Annotated in this window: 16 protein-coding genes and 2 pseudogenes; 4 read left to right on the top strand and 14 right to left on the bottom strand. The window is 61.6% G+C overall.

Annotated elements, in window-relative coordinates; genetic code table 11:
- Together I6F20_RS21330 and I6F20_RS21325 are read left to right on the top strand one after the other, a co-directional pair.
- Nucleotides 1–405 (top strand): hypothetical protein, encoded by a 405-nt coding sequence (locus I6F20_RS21330; RefSeq protein ID WP_036008116.1) that lies wholly within the window; start codon nucleotides 1–3, stop codon nucleotides 403–405.
- 82 nt (nucleotides 406–487) lie between these two features.
- Nucleotides 488–1024 (top strand): tetratricopeptide repeat protein, encoded by a 537-nt coding sequence (locus I6F20_RS21325; RefSeq protein WP_085969012.1) that lies wholly within the window; start codon nucleotides 488–490, stop codon nucleotides 1022–1024.
- Between the two features lie 37 nt (nucleotides 1025–1061).
- On the opposite strand, the gene I6F20_RS21320 is transcribed toward I6F20_RS21325, so the two are convergent.
- The 10 genes and pseudogenes from I6F20_RS21320 to I6F20_RS21275 all read right to left on the bottom strand — a co-directional run bounded on the left by I6F20_RS21320 (nucleotide 1062) and on the right by I6F20_RS21275 (nucleotide 12252).
- Nucleotides 1062–1832 carry a hypothetical protein gene (locus tag I6F20_RS21320; RefSeq protein ID WP_225127704.1) on the bottom strand — a complete coding sequence of 257 codons (771 nt, stop codon included), beginning with the start codon at nucleotides 1830–1832 and terminating at the stop codon, nucleotides 1062–1064.
- A gap of 692 nt (nucleotides 1833–2524) precedes the next feature.
- On the bottom strand, nucleotides 2525–3538 hold the full coding sequence (locus I6F20_RS21315) for a TetR/AcrR family transcriptional regulator C-terminal domain-containing protein (RefSeq protein WP_225127703.1): 1014 nt from the start codon (nucleotides 3536–3538) through the stop codon (nucleotides 2525–2527).
- Nucleotides 3535–4191 (bottom strand): TetR/AcrR family transcriptional regulator C-terminal domain-containing protein, encoded by a 657-nt coding sequence (locus I6F20_RS37980; protein ID WP_225127877.1) that lies wholly within the window; start codon nucleotides 4189–4191, stop codon nucleotides 3535–3537. Before I6F20_RS37980 ends, I6F20_RS21315 begins: the two co-directional genes overlap by 4 nt.
- Nucleotides 4192–4221: 30 nt before the next feature.
- Nucleotides 4222–5799 (bottom strand): annotated as a pseudogene (locus tag I6F20_RS21305) (DHA2 family efflux MFS transporter permease subunit); the annotation flags it as partial.
- Nucleotides 5796–6824 (bottom strand): HlyD family secretion protein, encoded by a 1029-nt coding sequence (locus I6F20_RS21300; RefSeq protein ID WP_518513065.1) that lies wholly within the window; start codon nucleotides 6822–6824, stop codon nucleotides 5796–5798. The gene I6F20_RS21300 and the pseudogene I6F20_RS21305, both read right to left, overlap by 4 nt.
- Before the next feature lie 105 nt (nucleotides 6825–6929).
- Nucleotides 6930–7577, bottom strand: a complete 648-nt coding sequence (locus I6F20_RS21295; protein ID WP_036032483.1) for an NAD(P)-dependent oxidoreductase — start codon at nucleotides 7575–7577, stop codon at nucleotides 6930–6932.
- The gene (locus I6F20_RS38400; RefSeq protein WP_225127702.1) at nucleotides 7577–7783 is read right to left on the bottom strand and encodes a carboxymuconolactone decarboxylase family protein; all 207 of its coding nucleotides are present in this window, start codon (nucleotides 7781–7783) and stop codon (nucleotides 7577–7579) included. Before I6F20_RS38400 ends, I6F20_RS21295 begins: the two co-directional genes overlap by 1 nt.
- Before the next feature lie 111 nt (nucleotides 7784–7894).
- Nucleotides 7895–8824 (bottom strand): MBL fold metallo-hydrolase, encoded by a 930-nt coding sequence (locus I6F20_RS21285; protein ID WP_225127701.1) that lies wholly within the window; start codon nucleotides 8822–8824, stop codon nucleotides 7895–7897.
- Nucleotides 8825–8917: 93 nt separating this feature from the next.
- On the bottom strand, nucleotides 8918–10135 hold the full coding sequence (locus tag I6F20_RS21280) for an NAD(P)/FAD-dependent oxidoreductase (RefSeq protein ID WP_225127700.1): 1218 nt from the start codon (nucleotides 10133–10135) through the stop codon (nucleotides 8918–8920).
- 1160 nt (nucleotides 10136–11295) lie between these two features.
- On the bottom strand, nucleotides 11296–12252 hold the full coding sequence (locus I6F20_RS21275; RefSeq protein WP_036041930.1) for a helix-turn-helix transcriptional regulator: 957 nt from the start codon (nucleotides 12250–12252) through the stop codon (nucleotides 11296–11298).
- A gap of 381 nt (nucleotides 12253–12633) precedes the next feature.
- Between I6F20_RS21275 and I6F20_RS21270 the strand changes: the two genes are divergently transcribed.
- Complete coding sequence (locus I6F20_RS21270; protein WP_036008095.1) at nucleotides 12634–13563, top strand: helix-turn-helix domain-containing protein; 930 nt, start codon at nucleotides 12634–12636, stop codon at nucleotides 13561–13563.
- Between the two features lie 27 nt (nucleotides 13564–13590).
- On the opposite strand, the gene I6F20_RS21265 is transcribed toward I6F20_RS21270, so the two are convergent.
- On the bottom strand, nucleotides 13591–14502 hold the full coding sequence (locus tag I6F20_RS21265) for a catalase (RefSeq protein WP_036008212.1): 912 nt from the start codon (nucleotides 14500–14502) through the stop codon (nucleotides 13591–13593).
- Nucleotides 14503–14643: 141 nt separating this feature from the next.
- The gene (locus I6F20_RS21260; RefSeq protein ID WP_157784020.1) at nucleotides 14644–14889 is read right to left on the bottom strand and encodes a hypothetical protein; all 246 of its coding nucleotides are present in this window, start codon (nucleotides 14887–14889) and stop codon (nucleotides 14644–14646) included.
- Nucleotides 14890–15043: 154 nt separating this feature from the next.
- On the opposite strand from I6F20_RS21260, the pseudogene I6F20_RS21255 reads away from it, so the two are divergent.
- Nucleotides 15044–15236: pseudogene (locus I6F20_RS21255) on the top strand (type III glutamate--ammonia ligase); the annotation flags it as partial.
- A gap of 14 nt (nucleotides 15237–15250) precedes the next feature.
- Here I6F20_RS21255 and I6F20_RS21250 read toward each other — a convergent pair.
- Nucleotides 15251–16366, bottom strand: a complete 1116-nt coding sequence (locus I6F20_RS21250) for a L,D-transpeptidase family protein (protein ID WP_346276401.1) — start codon at nucleotides 16364–16366, stop codon at nucleotides 15251–15253.
- A gap of 538 nt (nucleotides 16367–16904) precedes the next feature.
- Complete coding sequence (locus I6F20_RS21245) at nucleotides 16905–17765, bottom strand: AraC family transcriptional regulator (RefSeq protein WP_036008091.1); 861 nt, start codon at nucleotides 17763–17765, stop codon at nucleotides 16905–16907.
- Between the last annotated feature and the right edge of the window lie 118 nt (nucleotides 17766–17883).

Below are 17883 nucleotides of genomic sequence, written 5' to 3'. Positions count from 1 at the left end.
ATGACCATCAGGTATCTGGCTCTGTTCGCACCGCTGCTGCTCGGGGGATGTTACGGGGTGGCCGGTCATGACGAGGTGGACCGCTATTTCCAGCGTTCAGACACCATCACGATGAGTGCCGGCAATGCCAAGGAGGTCAACGCGGTCACCCACACAATCCATCCATGGCCGCGAAACGTCGGTGATCGCAGGATCACGTACGACGCCCGGCGCGTGGGCGCCGCCGTAACTCGCTATGGCAACACGAAACAGCCGGTGGATCAGCTTCCCGACATCGGCGATGCGACGAAACAAATGGGCGTGCGGACTGCCCCAACCCAGAACGTCAACATAGAAGGATTGGGGGCTGGATCGACTGCTGGAGTATCAGTGCCGGTTGGTGGAGTAGGCGTAGGCGGCAGGTAACGATTTTTAGTGCGTGGTTTTGGCGATTTTGTTTGCGAACGGCGCAGTGAAGTTGCTGCGACGTGCGGGGGACCAAGGGGTTATGCGACGTATCATCTTCATGCTGACCTGTTGCTGGTTGGGGATCGGCCTTGCGGGGTGTGATCATACGCTGAGGCAGGCTGCGGTCGTCGCTCCCGTCGAGCCGCCTGGGGGGGACCCGGTGCAGGAGCCGACGGACGTCAAATATTATCCCTCGGACGAGCCGGTACGGCTGGGCTTGGAGCATTTCAACCGCGGCAGCTATGGGTTAGCCAATCGCTACTTCAGGGATGCGGTCGAGAAATCGCCGAAGGATGTGACGGCCTGGGTTGGACTCGCGGCGAGCTATGATCGGATACGTCGCTTTGATCTCGCCGATCAGGCCTATGCCCAAGCGATCCGGCTGGGCGGCGAAACCGTGCAGGTCCTGAATGACCAGGGATATTCGTACATGCTGCGCGGCAATCTGAGTGCGGCGCGCCGAAAGTTCGAGAAGGCCTATTCGCTCGATCCAGGCAACCCGGTTATCGCCAATAACCTCGAGCTTCTCAATGGCAGCCGGCGGTTCATTGAAAGACCACCGAACAACCAGCCTTAAGAGGGCGATCGACTACTGCGATCGCGGCCAGTTCTCGTCAATTGGGCCCAATTACAGCATCAGCGTGACGGCTGCCGCTGCGGACGATGACAACAACGCCATTGCGAACGGTAAATCTCGCGCCGAGCAGCTTCCGCACCTTGTCCGTGATCGGAGAGGAAAAGGGAACGGTTTCTCCCACGACGGGATCGCCGACCTTTGTCGTCTCAGTCGCGGGGCCAGCAACTGGTGCAGGCTTGATATAGTCTCGGACAAGCTGAATCTCTTCACGTGACAGGATGAGCGGAGCCTGGTCGCCTTGGATCTCCGACGGCGGTTTGGGTATTCCACGGCTTGCCTTTTCGCGCATCTCGTTCGTGCTTGCGATCTGATCGAGCCTGGCTACGCGTAGCTTGAGTGCGATGATATCACGTTGCAGTGTTGCGATCTCCAATTTGCGCGCGTTGACCTGCATGAAGACAATGATCGCGCAAACGCAACTCACGACGAAGCCGACGCTCAGCAGTGCGATCAACCAGCGCTCGAAGTTTCCCGTCGACCCCCCGGTCGTTCGGGGGAGTTGATCGCGCTGGAGATGGCGCCGCCAGATGCGACGTGCTCGGTCGATCCAATTGGTAGAGCCCGTTACACCGGTCCCCGCCCGGCCCGACCCAAAATGCGCGGGTGACGAGGCGGCTTTCTCTCGGGCCGGTTCAACGGACGACGACGTGTCGACTTGCTCAAGCCCAAGATTGTGGGGGACGCGATCCGCCGTCGTCAGATGCGCGGCAGGGTGGAACGGATCCATCTGCTTATCGAGCCGGCCCATCTCCGCTCTCCATGCAGCCATCTATCAACTTCGCCAGTTCCGCCGACGCGGCGGAATGAGGGTACCCGAGGATTCGATCAATCGGAACGGAAAAGGCTCCAATCCGCCGCGTGAGCCGCTCTAACGGTAGCTTGCAAGAGACACGGCGCCAACCAGGGTCTACCCCGCGGATGCTCCGACCGCGCGGATGTTAGCCGGTGAAATGCAGCACTTTGATCGTGCGACGAACGCCCACTTTCAGTCGGATAAGCCCGGTCGTGCGACCAGCAAGTCATTGATCGTTCTCAACCCAAGGCTGACTCTTAACCAGCGGGTCCCAGGTTCGAGCCCTGGTGCGCCCACCAAGTTCTTCAAGGACTTGCCCTCGCGAACCGTTTGAGACGACCGAACTGAAACGGTTTTTCAAACGGTGATTTTGGCGACCAATCGGCGAGGCCACTCTCGGCATTGTGATCTACTTTACGCGCCGAGGCGGAGGCGAAGCCGACTCGAAGGCCGCCCGACAGAACCGCTTTCAACGTTCTGTCTGGATTAGAGCCGGCCGACATAGCCGGCATCTTCCCACTTCGTTTCTTTGTCGTCGGCGACCCATGGGGGCAGCTGCGCCGCGCTGCGAGTATGTAGAGAGACCGGCGCATCCTGGCCATGGCAACCCCACCTCACAGTAGGATTGTCGCTGCGAGTGGCACCAGTCATGCCGTCAATGCCGCTCGCGCAACGATTCCTGTCCTCTCGTCAGGCTCGGCGCCGTCGAGAAAGACTTTCACCGCGGTGCGAGCGCGCAAATCGATGTCGGAAAGCGTTGGTAGGTCGCCGAGCTGAAGCACGGCCTCCAGATGGACGTTTCCATGGAGCATCCCAAGAAACTGACGGGCGCCGGCTTCGCAATGTGCTAGATCGATTTCTCCGGCCTGCTTCGCTTTTGCCAGACTTTTCGTAAGGACCGCGATGGCCGGCGTAGGTCCGTGTTGCGCGTAGGCCCGTGTCGCATCGGGGTAGCGGTCCGCTTCAAGTATGGCTGTATAACAGACCTCCAGCAACGACGGCGTCATCATCGTTTCGAGGAGATTGCGCCCAATGATGATGAGTAGTTCCCTGAGTGGCAAGGAAAGCTGGTCGGCACTGACGCTCAGCGCGTTGGACGAGTAATGGCTGACGACTTTGGTGAACTGGTCGACGAGAAGTTGCTGCACGTTCTCGCGCCGCGTTGACCTTTCGCGCAGTAGCTGCCGGTAGAGACCGTGCGGTGTCCATGTCCAGCTCGGTCGGCCGAGCAAGAACGCCGAGAGAACCGCGCAGTTCGACCAACCGCGAAGCTGGCTCGCCTTGCCCGGGACCGCTTCGCGGACCCGCAGGATATCGCCCGTCGCACCCCACCGAAGAAATCTGACGGCATCGGCCGGTGGCAGGATCGTCACCATCATGCGCGTCCACCACGGCTCAACGAGCAGCCAACTCCCCGTGCTCGTGGGCCGCATGGCAAAGACATGCTTATGCCTGTGATGGACGAAGCGATGCCACCATTGCCGTCGAAGGCCGGGCACGAAACAGACGATCCAGTCGGCGGGGTCGACTGTCACCAGGGACCCATTATCGTCGATGCTGTTCGCCAGGTCCGCCGGGACGTCGCCGACAACCTTCAGTCTTGAAGGGCTCTCGCTCGGGCCAGACCATCTTGACCGGCCAATATCATTGGCTGCGCTCATCGCTTCATACTCCGCGTGCTCCCGCATCCATGAATGAAGCTTTCGATACTGGCTCTGACGCGGTCGGCGGCTGGGGCTTCCAGGCTCATTGCCGGAGTCAGCATCAGCGCCTGGTAGAGCGGTTCTCTCAGTAGTCCCAGCAATTGCTCGGCGTATAGCTGAGCGTCCGATATCGACAGGATCCCCCGCTCATTTGCTGCGGACAGAAACTCCCGTAGCTTGAGTGTGACAATCGCTTGTCCCGCCTCGTGCACCCGCTTCTTCAGCGCAGGATTGCGTGCACCCTCGGTCATCATCATCCGAACGAACCCGACCAGGGTGGTCGAGTATTCCTCCCAGGCAACGCGGCCGAACGCGATGAGTGTTTCGCGTGCATCATCTACGGTGCCGGGGTGCGCTCTCCTCACCAACGGCTGCGATATGAGGGAGGCTTTGTGTTCGGCGATCGCGACAATGAGATCGTCGACGCTCTCGAATGCCGATAGAATGTCTTCCCTCGAGTATCCGCTTCGATCCAAGATATTGTCGAGGTGAGCGGGCGCGTCGCTCGGATTGGCGAGAGCCTCGCTGACCGCCAGCACGATCTCGGCGCGAGCGTCTGGCCTCGACACGGCATTGGCTTGGCGGGAGGGTTTCTGCGCGCGGTATGTCATGTACGGCTCCTCGGTTCGGGCTAACTGCGCCGCGCGCTTCTTCGCGTGCAGGGCAAACGCGATCTTGATGGTGGCCAGAACCGGCGCAGCGATGACGAAAAGAAGAGCGATGGCAGCGAACGCGGTGTCGAAAGCGATCACCGTGGATTGACCGGTGAGGGCTCGACCCAACAGACCCATCGCAGTCCGGCCGGCGGCCACGCTGTCCATTCCTCGTGCTGCGAGCATGGCACTCGTCGTTCCCAGCCGCTCGCTGACCGCGGGAAGGCCTGCGGTGACACTGGCGCTGAGCACCGTGGCATTGGTGGTGACATTGTGGTCGATCATGGTCTGGAGCCCGGCTACCCCCATGAGGCCACCGAGCTGGCGCCCGGCGTTGAAAAGACCGATGCCGGACGCTCGATTGCGGTTGTTGAGGTCGCTGAAAGCGATAAGGGTGATCGACAGGAAGAGGAAGCCAAGTCCAAAGCCGCGAAGCAGGATGGCGGCCATCATGTCGTCGGCGCCACTTTCGCTGGTCGAGCCGGACAGCATCCACATCGCGGCCATGATCATCAGGATTCCGAACGGCACCGTGGCGATAGGGGGAGCGCCCCTGACCTGCATGAGAAAGGCAGCAATGAGGAGCGCGCCGACGAAAAGCGCGCCGCTCGGCAATAGGAGCTGGCCGGCCTCACTTGGCGTGAACGCGAGAACGGACACGGCAAACGATGGGATCAGATACGCGCTGCCGAACAAGGCGGCACCGGCGACGAAACTGACGATAAAGGCGAAGGAAAAATCGTTCGACCGGAACAAGGTGAAATCGAACAGGCCTTGGCTTTTGGCCATCGCCTGTTGGCCGAGAAACGCCAGCAAGGCGGCTGCGCCGATCACGGTCAGCCACGCGATGCGAGGCTCCTCGAACCAGCGCCATCGGCTGCCTTGGTTGATAACATAGGTGAAGCAGAAGAATGTGACTGAGATCAGCAAGAAGCCGACCCAGTCGAACGGAAGGCGCGCAGCCGCAACGGGCCTGGGGCCGTCTGCGATCAGCAGAAGTCCGATAGCGGCGAGGGCTACCGGAACAACGCCGAAGAAGATCCATGCCCACGACTGGCTGTCGATCAACCATCCCTGGAGCGCCGGAGCGATGGTCGCAGGAGCGACCACGGACCCCATCGCAAACAGAGCCTGAAGGATCGGCTGGTAGGATCGCGGATAGGCGAGGAAAATGATCGACTGTCCCGCGACAAGCAAGGTGCCGCCGGAGAAGCCCTGTATGATGCGGAGTGCGACCAGCAGATCTAACCGATACGTGATGGCGGCGATTCCGCAGGCCGTGCCCATGACCAGCGTCGAACCGATCATCAGGCGGCGCGGACTGGTGCGTGTCATGAGCCAGGAGGCGGCCATGAACCCGACTAGCTTTGTTGCGGTGTATCCGATGTCCAGCCAGGCGAACTCGTCGGGAGTCGCATGGGTGTCGCCAATGATGTCGTTGCGTCCGAGCGACAGGACGGTGCTTGCGATCGCCTCCGTCAGAGTGGCGAGCACGATGCCTGCGACAAGAATGCTTCCTGCCGCGCGTCTGTCGTAGCCTGGCGTGGCGTCGGCGATCGCGGTCATGTGCCGCTTCCTCGATCTATTTCGACACGCGCCGACAGGCCAGGCACGACGCGGCCGGGCAATGGATTTCTGTCGAAGCGGATTTTCACAGGCACCCGTTGAACGACACGAATGAAGTTCCCCGTCGCATTGTCAGCGGGGAGCAGGGTGAACGCAGAACCGCTGCCGGGCGCAAAGCTGTCCACCACACCTTCAATCGTCTGGTTCGGATAGCCGTCCACCTTGATGCGGGCGCGCTGACCGGGCCGGATATGTTCGATCTGGCTTTCCTTGAAGTTCGCCACCACCCACACGTCCTTGACCGGAACGATGTCGAGCAAGGAGGTGCCCGGCGCGACAAGCCGGCCGACGCGAACCTGGCGGTTGCCGACGACGCCGTCGACCGGCGCATGCACCACGGTGTGGTCGAGATCGATCTGGGCGAGGTCGCGTGCGGCGTGCGCTTGCGCCACTGCAGCAAGTGCAGCTTCGCGCTGGCTGGCAAGGACGGCGATGCGTGCCCGCTGGGCCTCCACCGTTGCCGCCGCCGCCGACACGCCCGCCTCGGTTCTCGATAACGCCGCATCGCTTTCATCGACCTGCGCCTGGCTGATCGCGTTGGTGCGGATCAGTTCGCGGCGGCGATCGGAGGCCTTGCGCGCCAGATTCATCTCGGCCACGCTCGCAAGTCTTTGAGCTTCGGCCTGCCGTATCAGGGCATGCTGGAGTTGGATCTCCGCATCGACATTGGTGAGGCGGGCTTGGGCGGCTTCGACATTGGCCTCGGCTTGCGCCAGACGTGCGCGGTAGTCGCGATCGTCGATCCGGAACAGGACGTCGCCTGCACGAACGGTCTGGTTATCCTGAACCTCCACGGCCGTGACGTAGCCTGCAGCCTTCGGCGCGAGCGAGGTCATTTCGCCGCGAATATACGCGTTGTCGGTGAATGTCTCGTTCGAATGGGCATACGCCCAGCCACCAGCCACAAGCACGACAGCGCCGAGGCACAGCACCAAGCCGACCGCCTTCTTGTTAGCATGCACCACGATACCCTCCTGCAACGGTTGTTGTCGCTGACAGCTCTGCCAATTCACTCGCTTTCCGGCCGCCACCGGCGGAGATCGCGGTTTCACCGCAATTCGTCGCCAAACCTAGTTGCGCACCGTTATGGCCTTCTTGTATGTCGCGGGGTCATCGAGGATCTTGACCAAATACTCGGCCACGTCCGCGCGGGTGGCTGTTGAGGTGATGTTCCAGCGCAGATCGGTCCCGGCCTTCAGGTTTCCGCGAGCACGCTTGAATGTCAGCGTCGCCGGTCGAACGATCGTCCAATCGCAGTCACTCTCCCGGACAGCTGCCTCCTGCGCCTCCTTGTCTGCCATCACCTCCTTGAGTGCGAGCTTGACCATGAAGCCTGCGCCAAAACTCCCGGTGCGGTAGCTCTCACCGACACTCACCGAGCTCTCAACGATGAGTCGGCCCTGGCCTGGAGGCATGGCGGCCAGAATGTTCTTGGTTCCCACCGAGCAAACCGGGACACCGGGCTGGCGTCGACCCAGATCCTCCTTCGCCTGAGGTACCATCCCCAACGTGCAGATCACCGCATCCGCACCTTGGACCGCAGAGGCCACCGAGGCTGCATCCATTGCATCGCCCTCGACGATCCTGAGATTCGGATGCGTCAAGGGCATGCGCTTCGGGTCACGGACAAAGGCAGTGACGACGTGACCCGCGGACAAGGCGGACTCAACGACGAGCCGTCCTGTCGACCCCGTTGAACCAAAGACAACGACGTTCATCACACTCTCCCATCGCGCGGCTTCGAGGCGCAATCGCCGTGCGGAGGGTCCGTGAAGCCAGCAGCATCTTTGCGCGGACACTCAGGTTGCGCCGGGGTCATCAACGGGAGCGGGCACTCACCGTGGCGGGTGGCTTCCTTGATATGCATGTGCACGCAGAAGGCGCAGCCGTTGACCTGCGAAGCACGCACGGTCTCGCGTTTCATCGAGGTCGAGCTCCAAAAGGATTTTGAGTGAGCGGGCCGCGCTCCGGCGCCGGTAACGCGGCCCGTATCGAATAAAGCGCTTACGAGGCGCCTCTCGATCGAACTGTGCGGTCAGTAGTCCCAGAAGACCGGCACCCAACGAAAGGCGTCGCCGTCGACTGCCACATGTCCGACGGACGGGAACGGCAGGTGAGTGGCCACCAGCAGTCCACCGGTCTCAGCCAGTTCCCGCAGCAGACTGATACGAACGCGGGCCGACTCCTCGGGATCGTGTTCGAAGCCGTTGTACCAGTCGGGGTGCTCGAACCCGACCGCGAACACGAGGTCGCCGGCGAACGTCAGCCGGTCGCCGCCGGACGCCACGCGGACCACGCTGTGCCCGGGGGTGTGGCCGCCGGTGCGAGTGACGATCACTCCCGGTGCCACCTCGTACTCCTCCTCGAACGGCCGTAGCTGGCTGCGGTACTCTTTCACGAAGCGCTTGGCGGTCGATCGAAGCGCGTCCGGGAAACCCGGCGGCATGGCGACGTGGGAGAAATCGGGCGCCTCCCAGAACTTGATCTCGGCGGCCGCCACGTGGATCCGCAGGTCCGGACGTAGCCGTTCCTTGACCCCTTCGACGAGCAGCCCACCGATGTGGTCCATGTGCATGTGGGTCAGCACCACGTCGGTCACGGACGCAAGATCGATGCCGGCGGCCTCCAGTCGCTTGATCAATTGCCCGGCGCGCGGCAAGTGCAAGTCCGGGTCGAGCCCAAGCCCAGCATCGACGAGTATGGTCCGGTCGCCGCTGCGCACCACGACCACATTCAGCGCCCAATCGTAAGCGTCGGGCGGCAGGAACATGTCTTTCAGCCAGGTCGCCCGGACGGCCGGGTCGATGTTGTGTGCCAGCATCGCGGTTGGGAGCGGTAGCACGCCGTCGCTGACCACCAGCACGTCAATGTCGCCGACCTGAACCGCGTAGCGCGACGGAACCAGTTCGTTGGGCCCCGGTCCGCCGGAGTGTGAGGTGTTGGCTAAGCTCGTGTCGACGTCCATGCTCGATCTCCTGTTTCATGTTCAAGGTACTGGCTGATCTCGGTTGAGTTGGCCGCGCAGCCAGCGAGAGGCGCGGCCCATTTCGCGTGAAGCCTAGAAGAAGCCACTCACGTCAGTCACACGCTCCGGATCGGCAGAGGCCAGCGCGGCGGCACGCTCGGGCTGTGGCGGATAGATCCAGACGGTGTTGATCTCCTGCTTGGTCTTCTTGGCGACCTCGCCGACCATCGCCACTTTGCGTTCCCAGCCAACGGTGAACAGGGCACCGGCTTCGCCGAGGTCGAGGCAGGTGACATAGCCCTTCTGGTGATAGGGCTTGGTCGGAACGCCCAGCAGTTCGGCGGCGGCGTTGTTGCCGGCAAAAGCGCCCATTCGCGTGGCGTGCTGACACGACATCAGCGCGTAATTGCCGATATCGTCGCTTGCGGCCCTGGCGGCATCACCGGTAGCGAAGACACCTGGCACTGATGGCACGCGCAAATCCCGGTCGACCAGTAGGCGGCCGAAATTGTCGCGCTCGGCCGGGATCTGCTGGGTCAACGGTGCCGCGCGAATACCTGCCGCCCAGATCACGGTCGCGGCCTCGATGTGTTCGCCGTCGGAAAGCGTGACGCCGGATTCGTCCAGCGATGTAATGCCGGCGCCAAGCCGGGTCTCCACGCCGAGCTTGCGCAGGGCCTCTTCGATGACAGGACGGGGGCCTTCGCCCATATCAGGCGCGATCGCCTTGTTGCGGTCGACGATGATGACGCGCGTCTTGGCGTCCTTGCCGAGGATTCCGCGCAGTCGCGAGGGCATCTCGGTGGCCGCCTCGATGCCGGTGAAACCGCCGCCGGCAACGACAACCGTGTCACGCCCGTTCGCCGCCGGCCGTTTCGCCAGGCCGTGCAAATGCTTGTCGAGGGCGACTGCATCATCGAGCGAGTCGACGCTAAATCCGTGCTCGCTGAGGCCCGGAATGTTCGGACGGAATAGCCGGCTGCCGGTCGCCACCACCAGCCGGTCGTAGGAAAGGGTCTTCTTCGCACCCTTGGTGGCGACGATGCCCACCGTGCGGGATTTGGCGTCGATGGTTTCGGCGCTGCCTTGCACGTAAGTAACATCGACGGCCTTGAGCACATCCAGCAGCGGCGCCGTCAGGGTCTCGGGCTTCGGTTCGTACAGCCGCGGCCGGACCACCAGCGTTGGCTCTGGCGCGACCAGCGCGATCTCGAGCTCCTCGGGCGAAACGCCCTGGATATCGCGCAGGCGGGCTGCGGAAAGTGCGGCGTACATGCCAGCGAAGCCGGCTCCTATGATAACAAGTCGCATGTGATCTACTCCTTGGTTTGATTTTCTCGGTAGTGCCCGCCGCTTCTCTTTGGCGGCAAGCATCCTCCGATCGACGTCGACGCGAACAGGCGGACCGAAGACCGGCGGGCCCTATGGTAGGCAGTTCGGTGCCGAAGACATCGGCGTGGGATTTTCACAAGCCGCGCGGCAGCCTCCGAAAGGGGATGCCCAGCCACGGTTAAGGGTCACGGGCAAAGCTGGGCTCGGGCCCCAGTTCTGGTAGGGGAGCTGGGCGCCTACTTTGGACATGATGGAAATCACGGGACTGGTCCGTTGCACGGCCTGCGCTGGAATTTCCACCTCCTCCCCCGCTGCTGAAGTGAAGCGAACTCCCAATGAAAGTCCGTACACGAGTGCGGTCACGAAGCCTTTTCGGCGTGAAGTGATTGCAAGCCGGTCGACCAAGTTCTTCCTGAGCATGTTGTCTCCGTCTGCTGGGGCGTGGGGCACCCTCATGATCTAGCGGACCGAAGATGCGACTGCGCCAGAGCGATTGCTGTACCTGCAGAGCGATTGCTGCTAACGCACGCGGCATTGCGCTAGGGCTTTCGCCCAGCCCAATCGCTGAACGCCACGGCGGGGCGTACGAGGACCGCGTAGCCGAGCTCCGCCGCCAGCGACAAAAAACCATGCGTCGGCGACTTGCAGCATGTTCATGGTGATCGAGCGGTACTGTGGCGCAGCCGAACGGACGGCGAGATCCCGGTGCTTTCCTTGAAGGCTCGGCAGAAGTGGAAGCTCGACAGGCCCGCCTCGCGAGTGAGACATCGGTATCGATGTCCGCGCAAGTGTTCGCCGGTGCGGCGGCATTGCCATCGGCGACAACGCGTCAATGACCGGCTGGATCGCGGTCCAAGAGATCGCAGGGGATGCCGTGCCGGACAACGCGCTCGACTGTTGTCTGCGGATTACAGCATCATGTTTCAAGAACCCGGGAATACCCATCGCGAGGTTGAGCCCGGTCGATGAGTGTCATCGTGCGAGAACGCGCCGCTCCAAACACCGCCGATATCCCACTCACCGCTAGAACCGCAGTGATGCCGTGGGGGAGAGCCATGGACGTGGTCGGCCATAAGTGCGACTGCGTCGTGGACATTTCCCGCTGTGGGGAAAAGCTTGTTACGGTAGAACGAATGCCGTCAACGCTTGTGACGTCTCCAGTCGCTTGGCGTTTCGCCGGTCAGTTTCTTGAATGCCGCGGCGAAGGCGGTCTGGGAGGAGTAGCCGAGGGCCGCCGCGATCGAGACGACGGATTCATCGCTATCGCGCAGCATGCTCATGGCCTGCTCGAGCCGGTACTGGCGCAGCCAGGCATGAGGCGAAAGCCCGGTGCTTTCCTTGAAGGCACGGCAGAAATGAAAGCGCGATAGACCGGCATCCGAAGCCAGCGCCGCGAGCGAGACGTCCGAATCGCTGTCCGAGCGCAAGCGGTCGGTGGCACGGAGCAGGACCTTCGGCGAAAGCCCGCCCATTGTTGGCTGGATCGTCGTTGGCGAGCCGGTGTGCGCAGCCAGAAGACGCGTGGCCAGGAGGTCTATTAATTGGTGCCTGAACAGCGTATCCAGCGCCTCATTGCTCTCCAGGACATCCGTCGCGCTCAAGATCAATCGGGACGTAATGGGGTCGTGATGCGCCGTTCGCTCCACGAGGTCGATCGGTGTGGCGGTGTTGGCTTCGTCAGCGACGCGCTTGAGCACTGCGTGAGGAAGATAGAGCTGAACGACATCAACAGGTTTCGGAATATCCCATCGTGAGCTTGATCCTTCCGGAATGATTATCAATACACCAGGCCGAAACGTTCCGATCGCAACCGATCTGCCTGTCCGACGCTCCATGCGCTGCATCGAGCCGTTGTAAGCCATGATGACGTGATGGCTCATAGGCTCGACGACGTCGTGCAATGGCTCATGTTTCCAGTGAGCGATCGCGCTCCCAGAGGGGTCCAAAGCCATGCTGAGTGGTTTGGTGTGAAGCACGCGTGCCATCTCAACATCGGCAGGACGGCGGTCGGAAACCTGCAAATAACGCTGCTGCGCGCCGGAAGCGTCTGACTGGTTTTGTTGGTGCGAATGATCGCGCAAGATTGGCTGGCTCATGAACCTGTCCTAGCTTCGAGGAGCATCGTTGAGCGTTCGGCGCGCGTTGTAAGCGGGTACAGGCCCAGCGTCTTTCTCAAAACTCCCGTGCTTTGCCTGATCCTGCTGTAAGCTGATGCTAGGCGCCCGCGCCGCGATTAAAGTCGCAATCAGCGCGGCGGACGGTGGCGGTTAACTGCTGTCGAAATAGGCAATCGACGCCGGGAGCCGTCGTAAGCGGCAGCGAATGGACAAAATCGCTGACGTTCTCGAGCAGACATCGAGCTTTGTGTCACGAAACTGCCACGACGAAACTGGACGACCGTGCGCTAGCGTCAGATAATGGTTCACGAAATCACGTGCGGGCGCTTGTCAGTCCAACTTCGCTGAGAGAGTTATCCTATGACCCAGGCGAGCGCCTTCGGCCGGAAGCTCGGGCGGTTTTTGCATCTGAAGGATGCGCCGCCCTCGCTGATAACGAGTTCGCTGCGCGGGGTGGAGCTCGCGGTCACCGAAACCCGGGATGACAATCCAGTGCCGGGTCTTTCCGGTTCCTTTACCGCGGAGGATGCTTTCGTCGTCAGCCTCAAACTTCACGATTATCCCGACTGCGAACTCTGGGAAAATGGCAAGTGCGTGATGAAAGCGGATGTTCCCGCGGGAGCGACCTATCTGTACGATCTCAAGCGCGATCCGCGCTACGTGATCGACAAGCCGTTCCACTCCCTGTTTTTCTATTTGCCGCGCTCGGCGCTCGACGGCCTCACTGAGCAGCCCCGCATGCCGCGTGTCGGTCAGCTTGCCTGTGAACTCGGGGTAGGCCATGACGACACGGTCGTCCGTCATATCGGCGCGTCATTGCAACAAGCGCTGCGTCGACCAGACGAGACGAACCAGCTTTTCATCGATCACATGATGCTCGCGCTCACCGCACACGTCGCCCAGGCCTACGGCGGGCTACGTCCTTCTGAACCGAATCGCGGCGGCCTTGCGCCGTGGCAGGTCAAGCGCGTCTGCGAAAGGCTGGAGTCCGATCTCGGCGGAAAGCTTTCGTTGCAGGAAATCGCGGCCGAGTTCGATCTTTCGATCAGCCACTTTTCGCGCGCGTTTCGCATCTCCACCGGCCTGCCGCCGCACCAGTGGCTGCTGCGCCAGCGTGTGAAGGCGGCCAAGCAACTGATGACGGTTCGCGACCTGTCGCTGTCGGAAATTGCAATATCGGCCGGGTTCGCCAATCAAAGCCACTTCACGAGGGTGTTTTCGTCTGTGGTCGGCGTCAGCCCGGGAACGTGGCGCCGCGAGGCGCAGGGTGCGCCGGAAAGCAAGAAGTGATCGGAGCCCCGGCAGAAGCCTTTTCGCTCAGCGACGCGTTGCCTGCGAGATTGCGTAAGCGGCGCGACGCACCGCAAACATCTCGTCCAACGGATGACCGATTCCATCGGCCAGAGTTGCCGGATTGAACATGGGTTCGTCGCAGGCATCATTTTCTTCGACACCAGTGATCACGATCGTTCCCAGCCGTACCGCTTCGCGTCCGTCCTCATCGGGCCATCGGACGGTCACGTCCATGACCGGGTCGCCCGGACGGTCCAGCAGCGCCATCACACTGAACCTCATATCGCGAGCCGCGATCCGGGATTCGAGGTCGTGCAGCAGCTCGGTGGGTTTTGCATTGGCTGCGGCCCTGCGCCTCGCCGCCTGTTCGCCGACTGGCGTGACCTTGAACTTGATGAACCTTGTCTCGCCTCTTGAATTGGTCGCGGGAAACGCGTGCACGCCCCAATAGGTTGTTGAGGCAAAGCTTGCGGCAGGCGGATGCGCGACGATGTAGCTCGCCTGATGCAGCGTCTCGGGATTGGCAACTGAAAATGTCTCGACCATTCCCAGATCCGGCTCGCCGTCGGGTCCTGGAGTACGTGCTCGAAGGAAAGCCAGCATCTGGTCGGGGGTCCTCGCGAAATGAACCGGGGCACTCTGGGTTAAAATATCCGAGCGCTCGCCATCGCTGCCAAGCCGGAAGCTGAATCCGCGCAATAACAGGTAGTTGGTGTCTGGGCCTTCCGCCACCGAGAAGCGCGCCAGGAGGCGCGAAGGCTTGGTGAAGCTACAGGATTTCGTGATCTCCTTGGCCTGGTCCGATGGGGTATAGGTGCCGCGAACGCAGCGGCCATTGGCAAAGCTCGCACGTGACTTTGGCGGAAGGCCGGCAACCGTCTTCATGGCGGCGACTATGGATGCGGAGCCGGCAAGGCCGCGGGGGAACTTGGGCAGGACGGGACCTCGTGATCTAGAGTTGGTAAAGTTCTTGGGCAGGACAACTTGGGCGTCTTTCCCGAATCCTTCCCGCCTTGTCCGTTTCTGCGACAAAGCTTGCCGACGGCAGCATCCCCGATGCGTACCGTTCGCAGGCCCTCAGTTCGCTTCTGGTCCGGCGAACTTTGGCCAAGGCTGATGCTTGGCCCGCCATTTCGGGCCAGGACCACGCATGTAGTGCAGCTCGGGCCGGTAGCTATCGCGTAGGTCCAAAAACAGGTTCTGAAGAATGCTGGCGATGTCGGACACGGTCACAGCCGTCTTCGAACAAAAAACAGACTTTGCGGACCAGCGCGCAGAAGCCGGTGCGATCACACGAGGACTGACAATGTTTTTCCAGATCATCGTTCTTCTCCGTCCGCTTGGATGTCGGCCGATGATTTAGCGGATCGGGTCTGCTGCTGCGCCAGAGCGATTGCCGTACCTACAGAGCGATTGCTGCTAATGCATGCGCCCGGCCAATCGGTCGGGCCTCCGCAGGTTCCGCGAGACCTTCAGGCACACCGTGACCTCGGCCAAGCAGCTCCCGATGAATCTGCTCGATGCCTTGCGAGCGCTCGAACATTTCAAGCGTGCTGCGGGATCATCTCGGGGAGTTCGTACCCGCCTATCTCAAGCTGAAGCATGAGGAGTGGAACGATGACGCACGCCATCTGACCCAATGGGAGCGAGACAACACTCTGGACTGTTGAGTCGCAACAGGTGTTCAGCACTGGCGCGATGGGAAGCCGGCACGCGCCGTATCACACATAGACGATCCGGAGGACCAGGTACCAAACCATTTGCTCGTCAACGAACCATCATTGTCGGTCCAGGGGATCGGTGGCAATTGCGGCAGGTAGGATGCATATGGCATCACTTTCGCAAGCGTCACCCTGCCCGGGTACCGTGCGAGAAAAGCCTTGTTCATTCCGCCGTCGAATCCGCTGTAGATCGGGGCAACTGGCACGTTGTCTTCAAGCAATTGCGCGTACGCGCGCTCGTCGGCGCGCCGTTTTTCCAGCGCCCTTCGCGCGATTTCCGGATTGACGACAAAGGGAGGGCATTTCTCGATCGGATTGAACACGAGAGGGTGCGGCGAACTCGGGGAAGGTTGCGCATCGAACACATAGCGGCGGTTACACACATCCACTTTGGGTTCGAGTTGTGTCGTCTCGAAATGATCGTTGCCGACCTTGAGCATTTCCCAGAAGGGCAGGTTGGGATTGTTTCGATGGCGCGCCAGATTCACCGGTGTCAGGCGGAACGGATAGGCCTGGACCTGGAACGATGTTCGGCCGCCGCGGAATGAGTCACGCGCCAGCGAATAAATCTCGCTGATCTGCTCGTCCGTCATGGCATAGCAACCGCTCGACCAGCAGTCGCCGTGGATCATGAGGAAGCTGCCGTTTCGCTTGTTTGCCCTGTCGAAGCTGTTCGGATAGCCGAGGTTGATCGAGAGATAGAAATTGGAGTTGGGGTTCATCAACTCAGGCGTAACTGTATAAAACCCTTCCGGAGCCTGTCGGTCGCCCTCGTACAATTTCGGCCCGAGATCGCCCGACCACCGGCAGATCGGATAGGTCTTCAGCAATTGGAAACGGCCGGCCGTGTCCTGCTTCCAGACTTCGAGCTCTGCCTCGTCCTTGAAAAGACGCACAAGGATAGGGGAGTATTTCGGCATCTTCTTCTGTTCGAGCAGCGCGAGCAGCTCGGCCGGCAATTCCTGCGTCGCCTTGGCGGGCAACGGCTTGCTGCTTTCGCCAAAGCATGTGGCAGGTGCTAAGGCAGCGGCAAAAGCCGCCGCCAGCACAATTGCGTGTCGGACCATGGCGCGTATCACTGCTGTACCTCCGGCCCGCCGCGCGCCGCTATTTCTCAAATCCGACGAACATCGTAGCCTCCTCGACCGACTTCCGCTCCGACACCATCGCATTCGCCGGAAAAGTCTATTCATTCTACCCCCGATGTCGCCGAACCACCGGACGCTGTTTCAGCAGTTCGACGCCGCGCCGGCAAGCACGCGAAGGCGCAACACAAGTCGTTCGATTGCAATACTATGGATCAATCAAACGACATCGTCTACGGAGTGAACGACCTCGAGGCAAGGTGCTCTCCGCAAGCCTCGCCGGTTCGGCAGGCTCGGCTGAACTCGACGAGAGGTGATCGCGCTGGTGCACCGTGCCTCGCCGGTACCTCCGGCAGGCGCCAGGCGATCCATCACGGCGCCTGTACGCTTCAGCACGCGATGACACATCATGGTTCTGCTGCAAGATGGTCCCCGCTACGGGCGAACGCACACGCTGGCGCGACCACCTTTACTACAAAATGGCTGTCTCGGCGCGGCTTTCATCTCGACGAATCGGCGTCGTCGCTAGCGACTAGCGCAGCACGACTTCTTGATCTGTCCAGCGAAGATAATGCCGCGGTGCAGCGCCTAGCTCGCGCTTAAACATGGCGGCGAATGCGCTCGGGCTGTCATAGCCCACGTCCAGCGCTACGCATGTGACGGGTTCGCCTGCGCCCAGGCGTGCCAAAGCTTCCAAGAGCCGCACGCGTTGTCGCCACACTGAAAAGCTCTGACCGGTCTCGCGGCGGAACAGCCTCGTCAGCGTTCGCCGGCTGAGGCTGCATTTGTCTGCCCAGTCGTCGAGCGTGAGGTCCGAGGAGGGGTCGCCAAGCACTGCCTTACAGATCGCCGCAAGGCGGGGGTCCGGTGGCACCTGCACGTGAAGCGTCACCTCCGGCATGAGTGAGATCTCGGCGAGCAGGAGTTCGAGAAGCTTGCCGTCGCGTCCGTCCTGGTCGTAGGTCTGCGGCATCCGCACCGCCTCGTCCATCAGGGCTTCGACGAGCGAGGATGCACGAATCAGGCGGCACGTCTCCGACGTTCCTCGTCGGCGATCAGGCGTGACATAGATCGTCTGGGCCTCGACTTCACCCCAGGCGCGCGACTGATGTACAACGCCAGCCGGAATCCATAAACCATGGCCGGGTGGAACCACGAAATGACCGCGCTCGGTCATCATCGCCGTGACGCCGGTGATCTGCAGGATGAACTGGTCGCGCCGATGCGCGTGCCGCGTGCTGGTGCTCTCGTTCGGATAAGTTGCGGTCATCGCGGCGACCGGCCGCGCGATCGTCTGAAGTTGTCCGGCATAGTTGGCGGCCGCTGCGGGGCCCTCCTGTTTGCTGCAGGTGCGCAATTCGCCAGTCACATCTCGCCGCGCTACGACTTTCACGTGTCGTGAACTCCCGATCCAAGTCCTTTTCTGCAAGGCTCTTATGCATCTTCCGGGCCAGATATGGCCCGATCGCGATGGTTCTTGTCCCCGATCAGGTAGCGCGGGACAGGGCGTT

It is taken from the genome of Bradyrhizobium sp. IC3123 (genome assembly GCF_020193625.1).
Classification (GTDB): Bacteria; Pseudomonadota; Alphaproteobacteria; order Rhizobiales; family Xanthobacteraceae; genus Bradyrhizobium; species Bradyrhizobium yuanmingense.
This window is presented reverse-complemented; position numbering and strand designations above follow the sequence as displayed.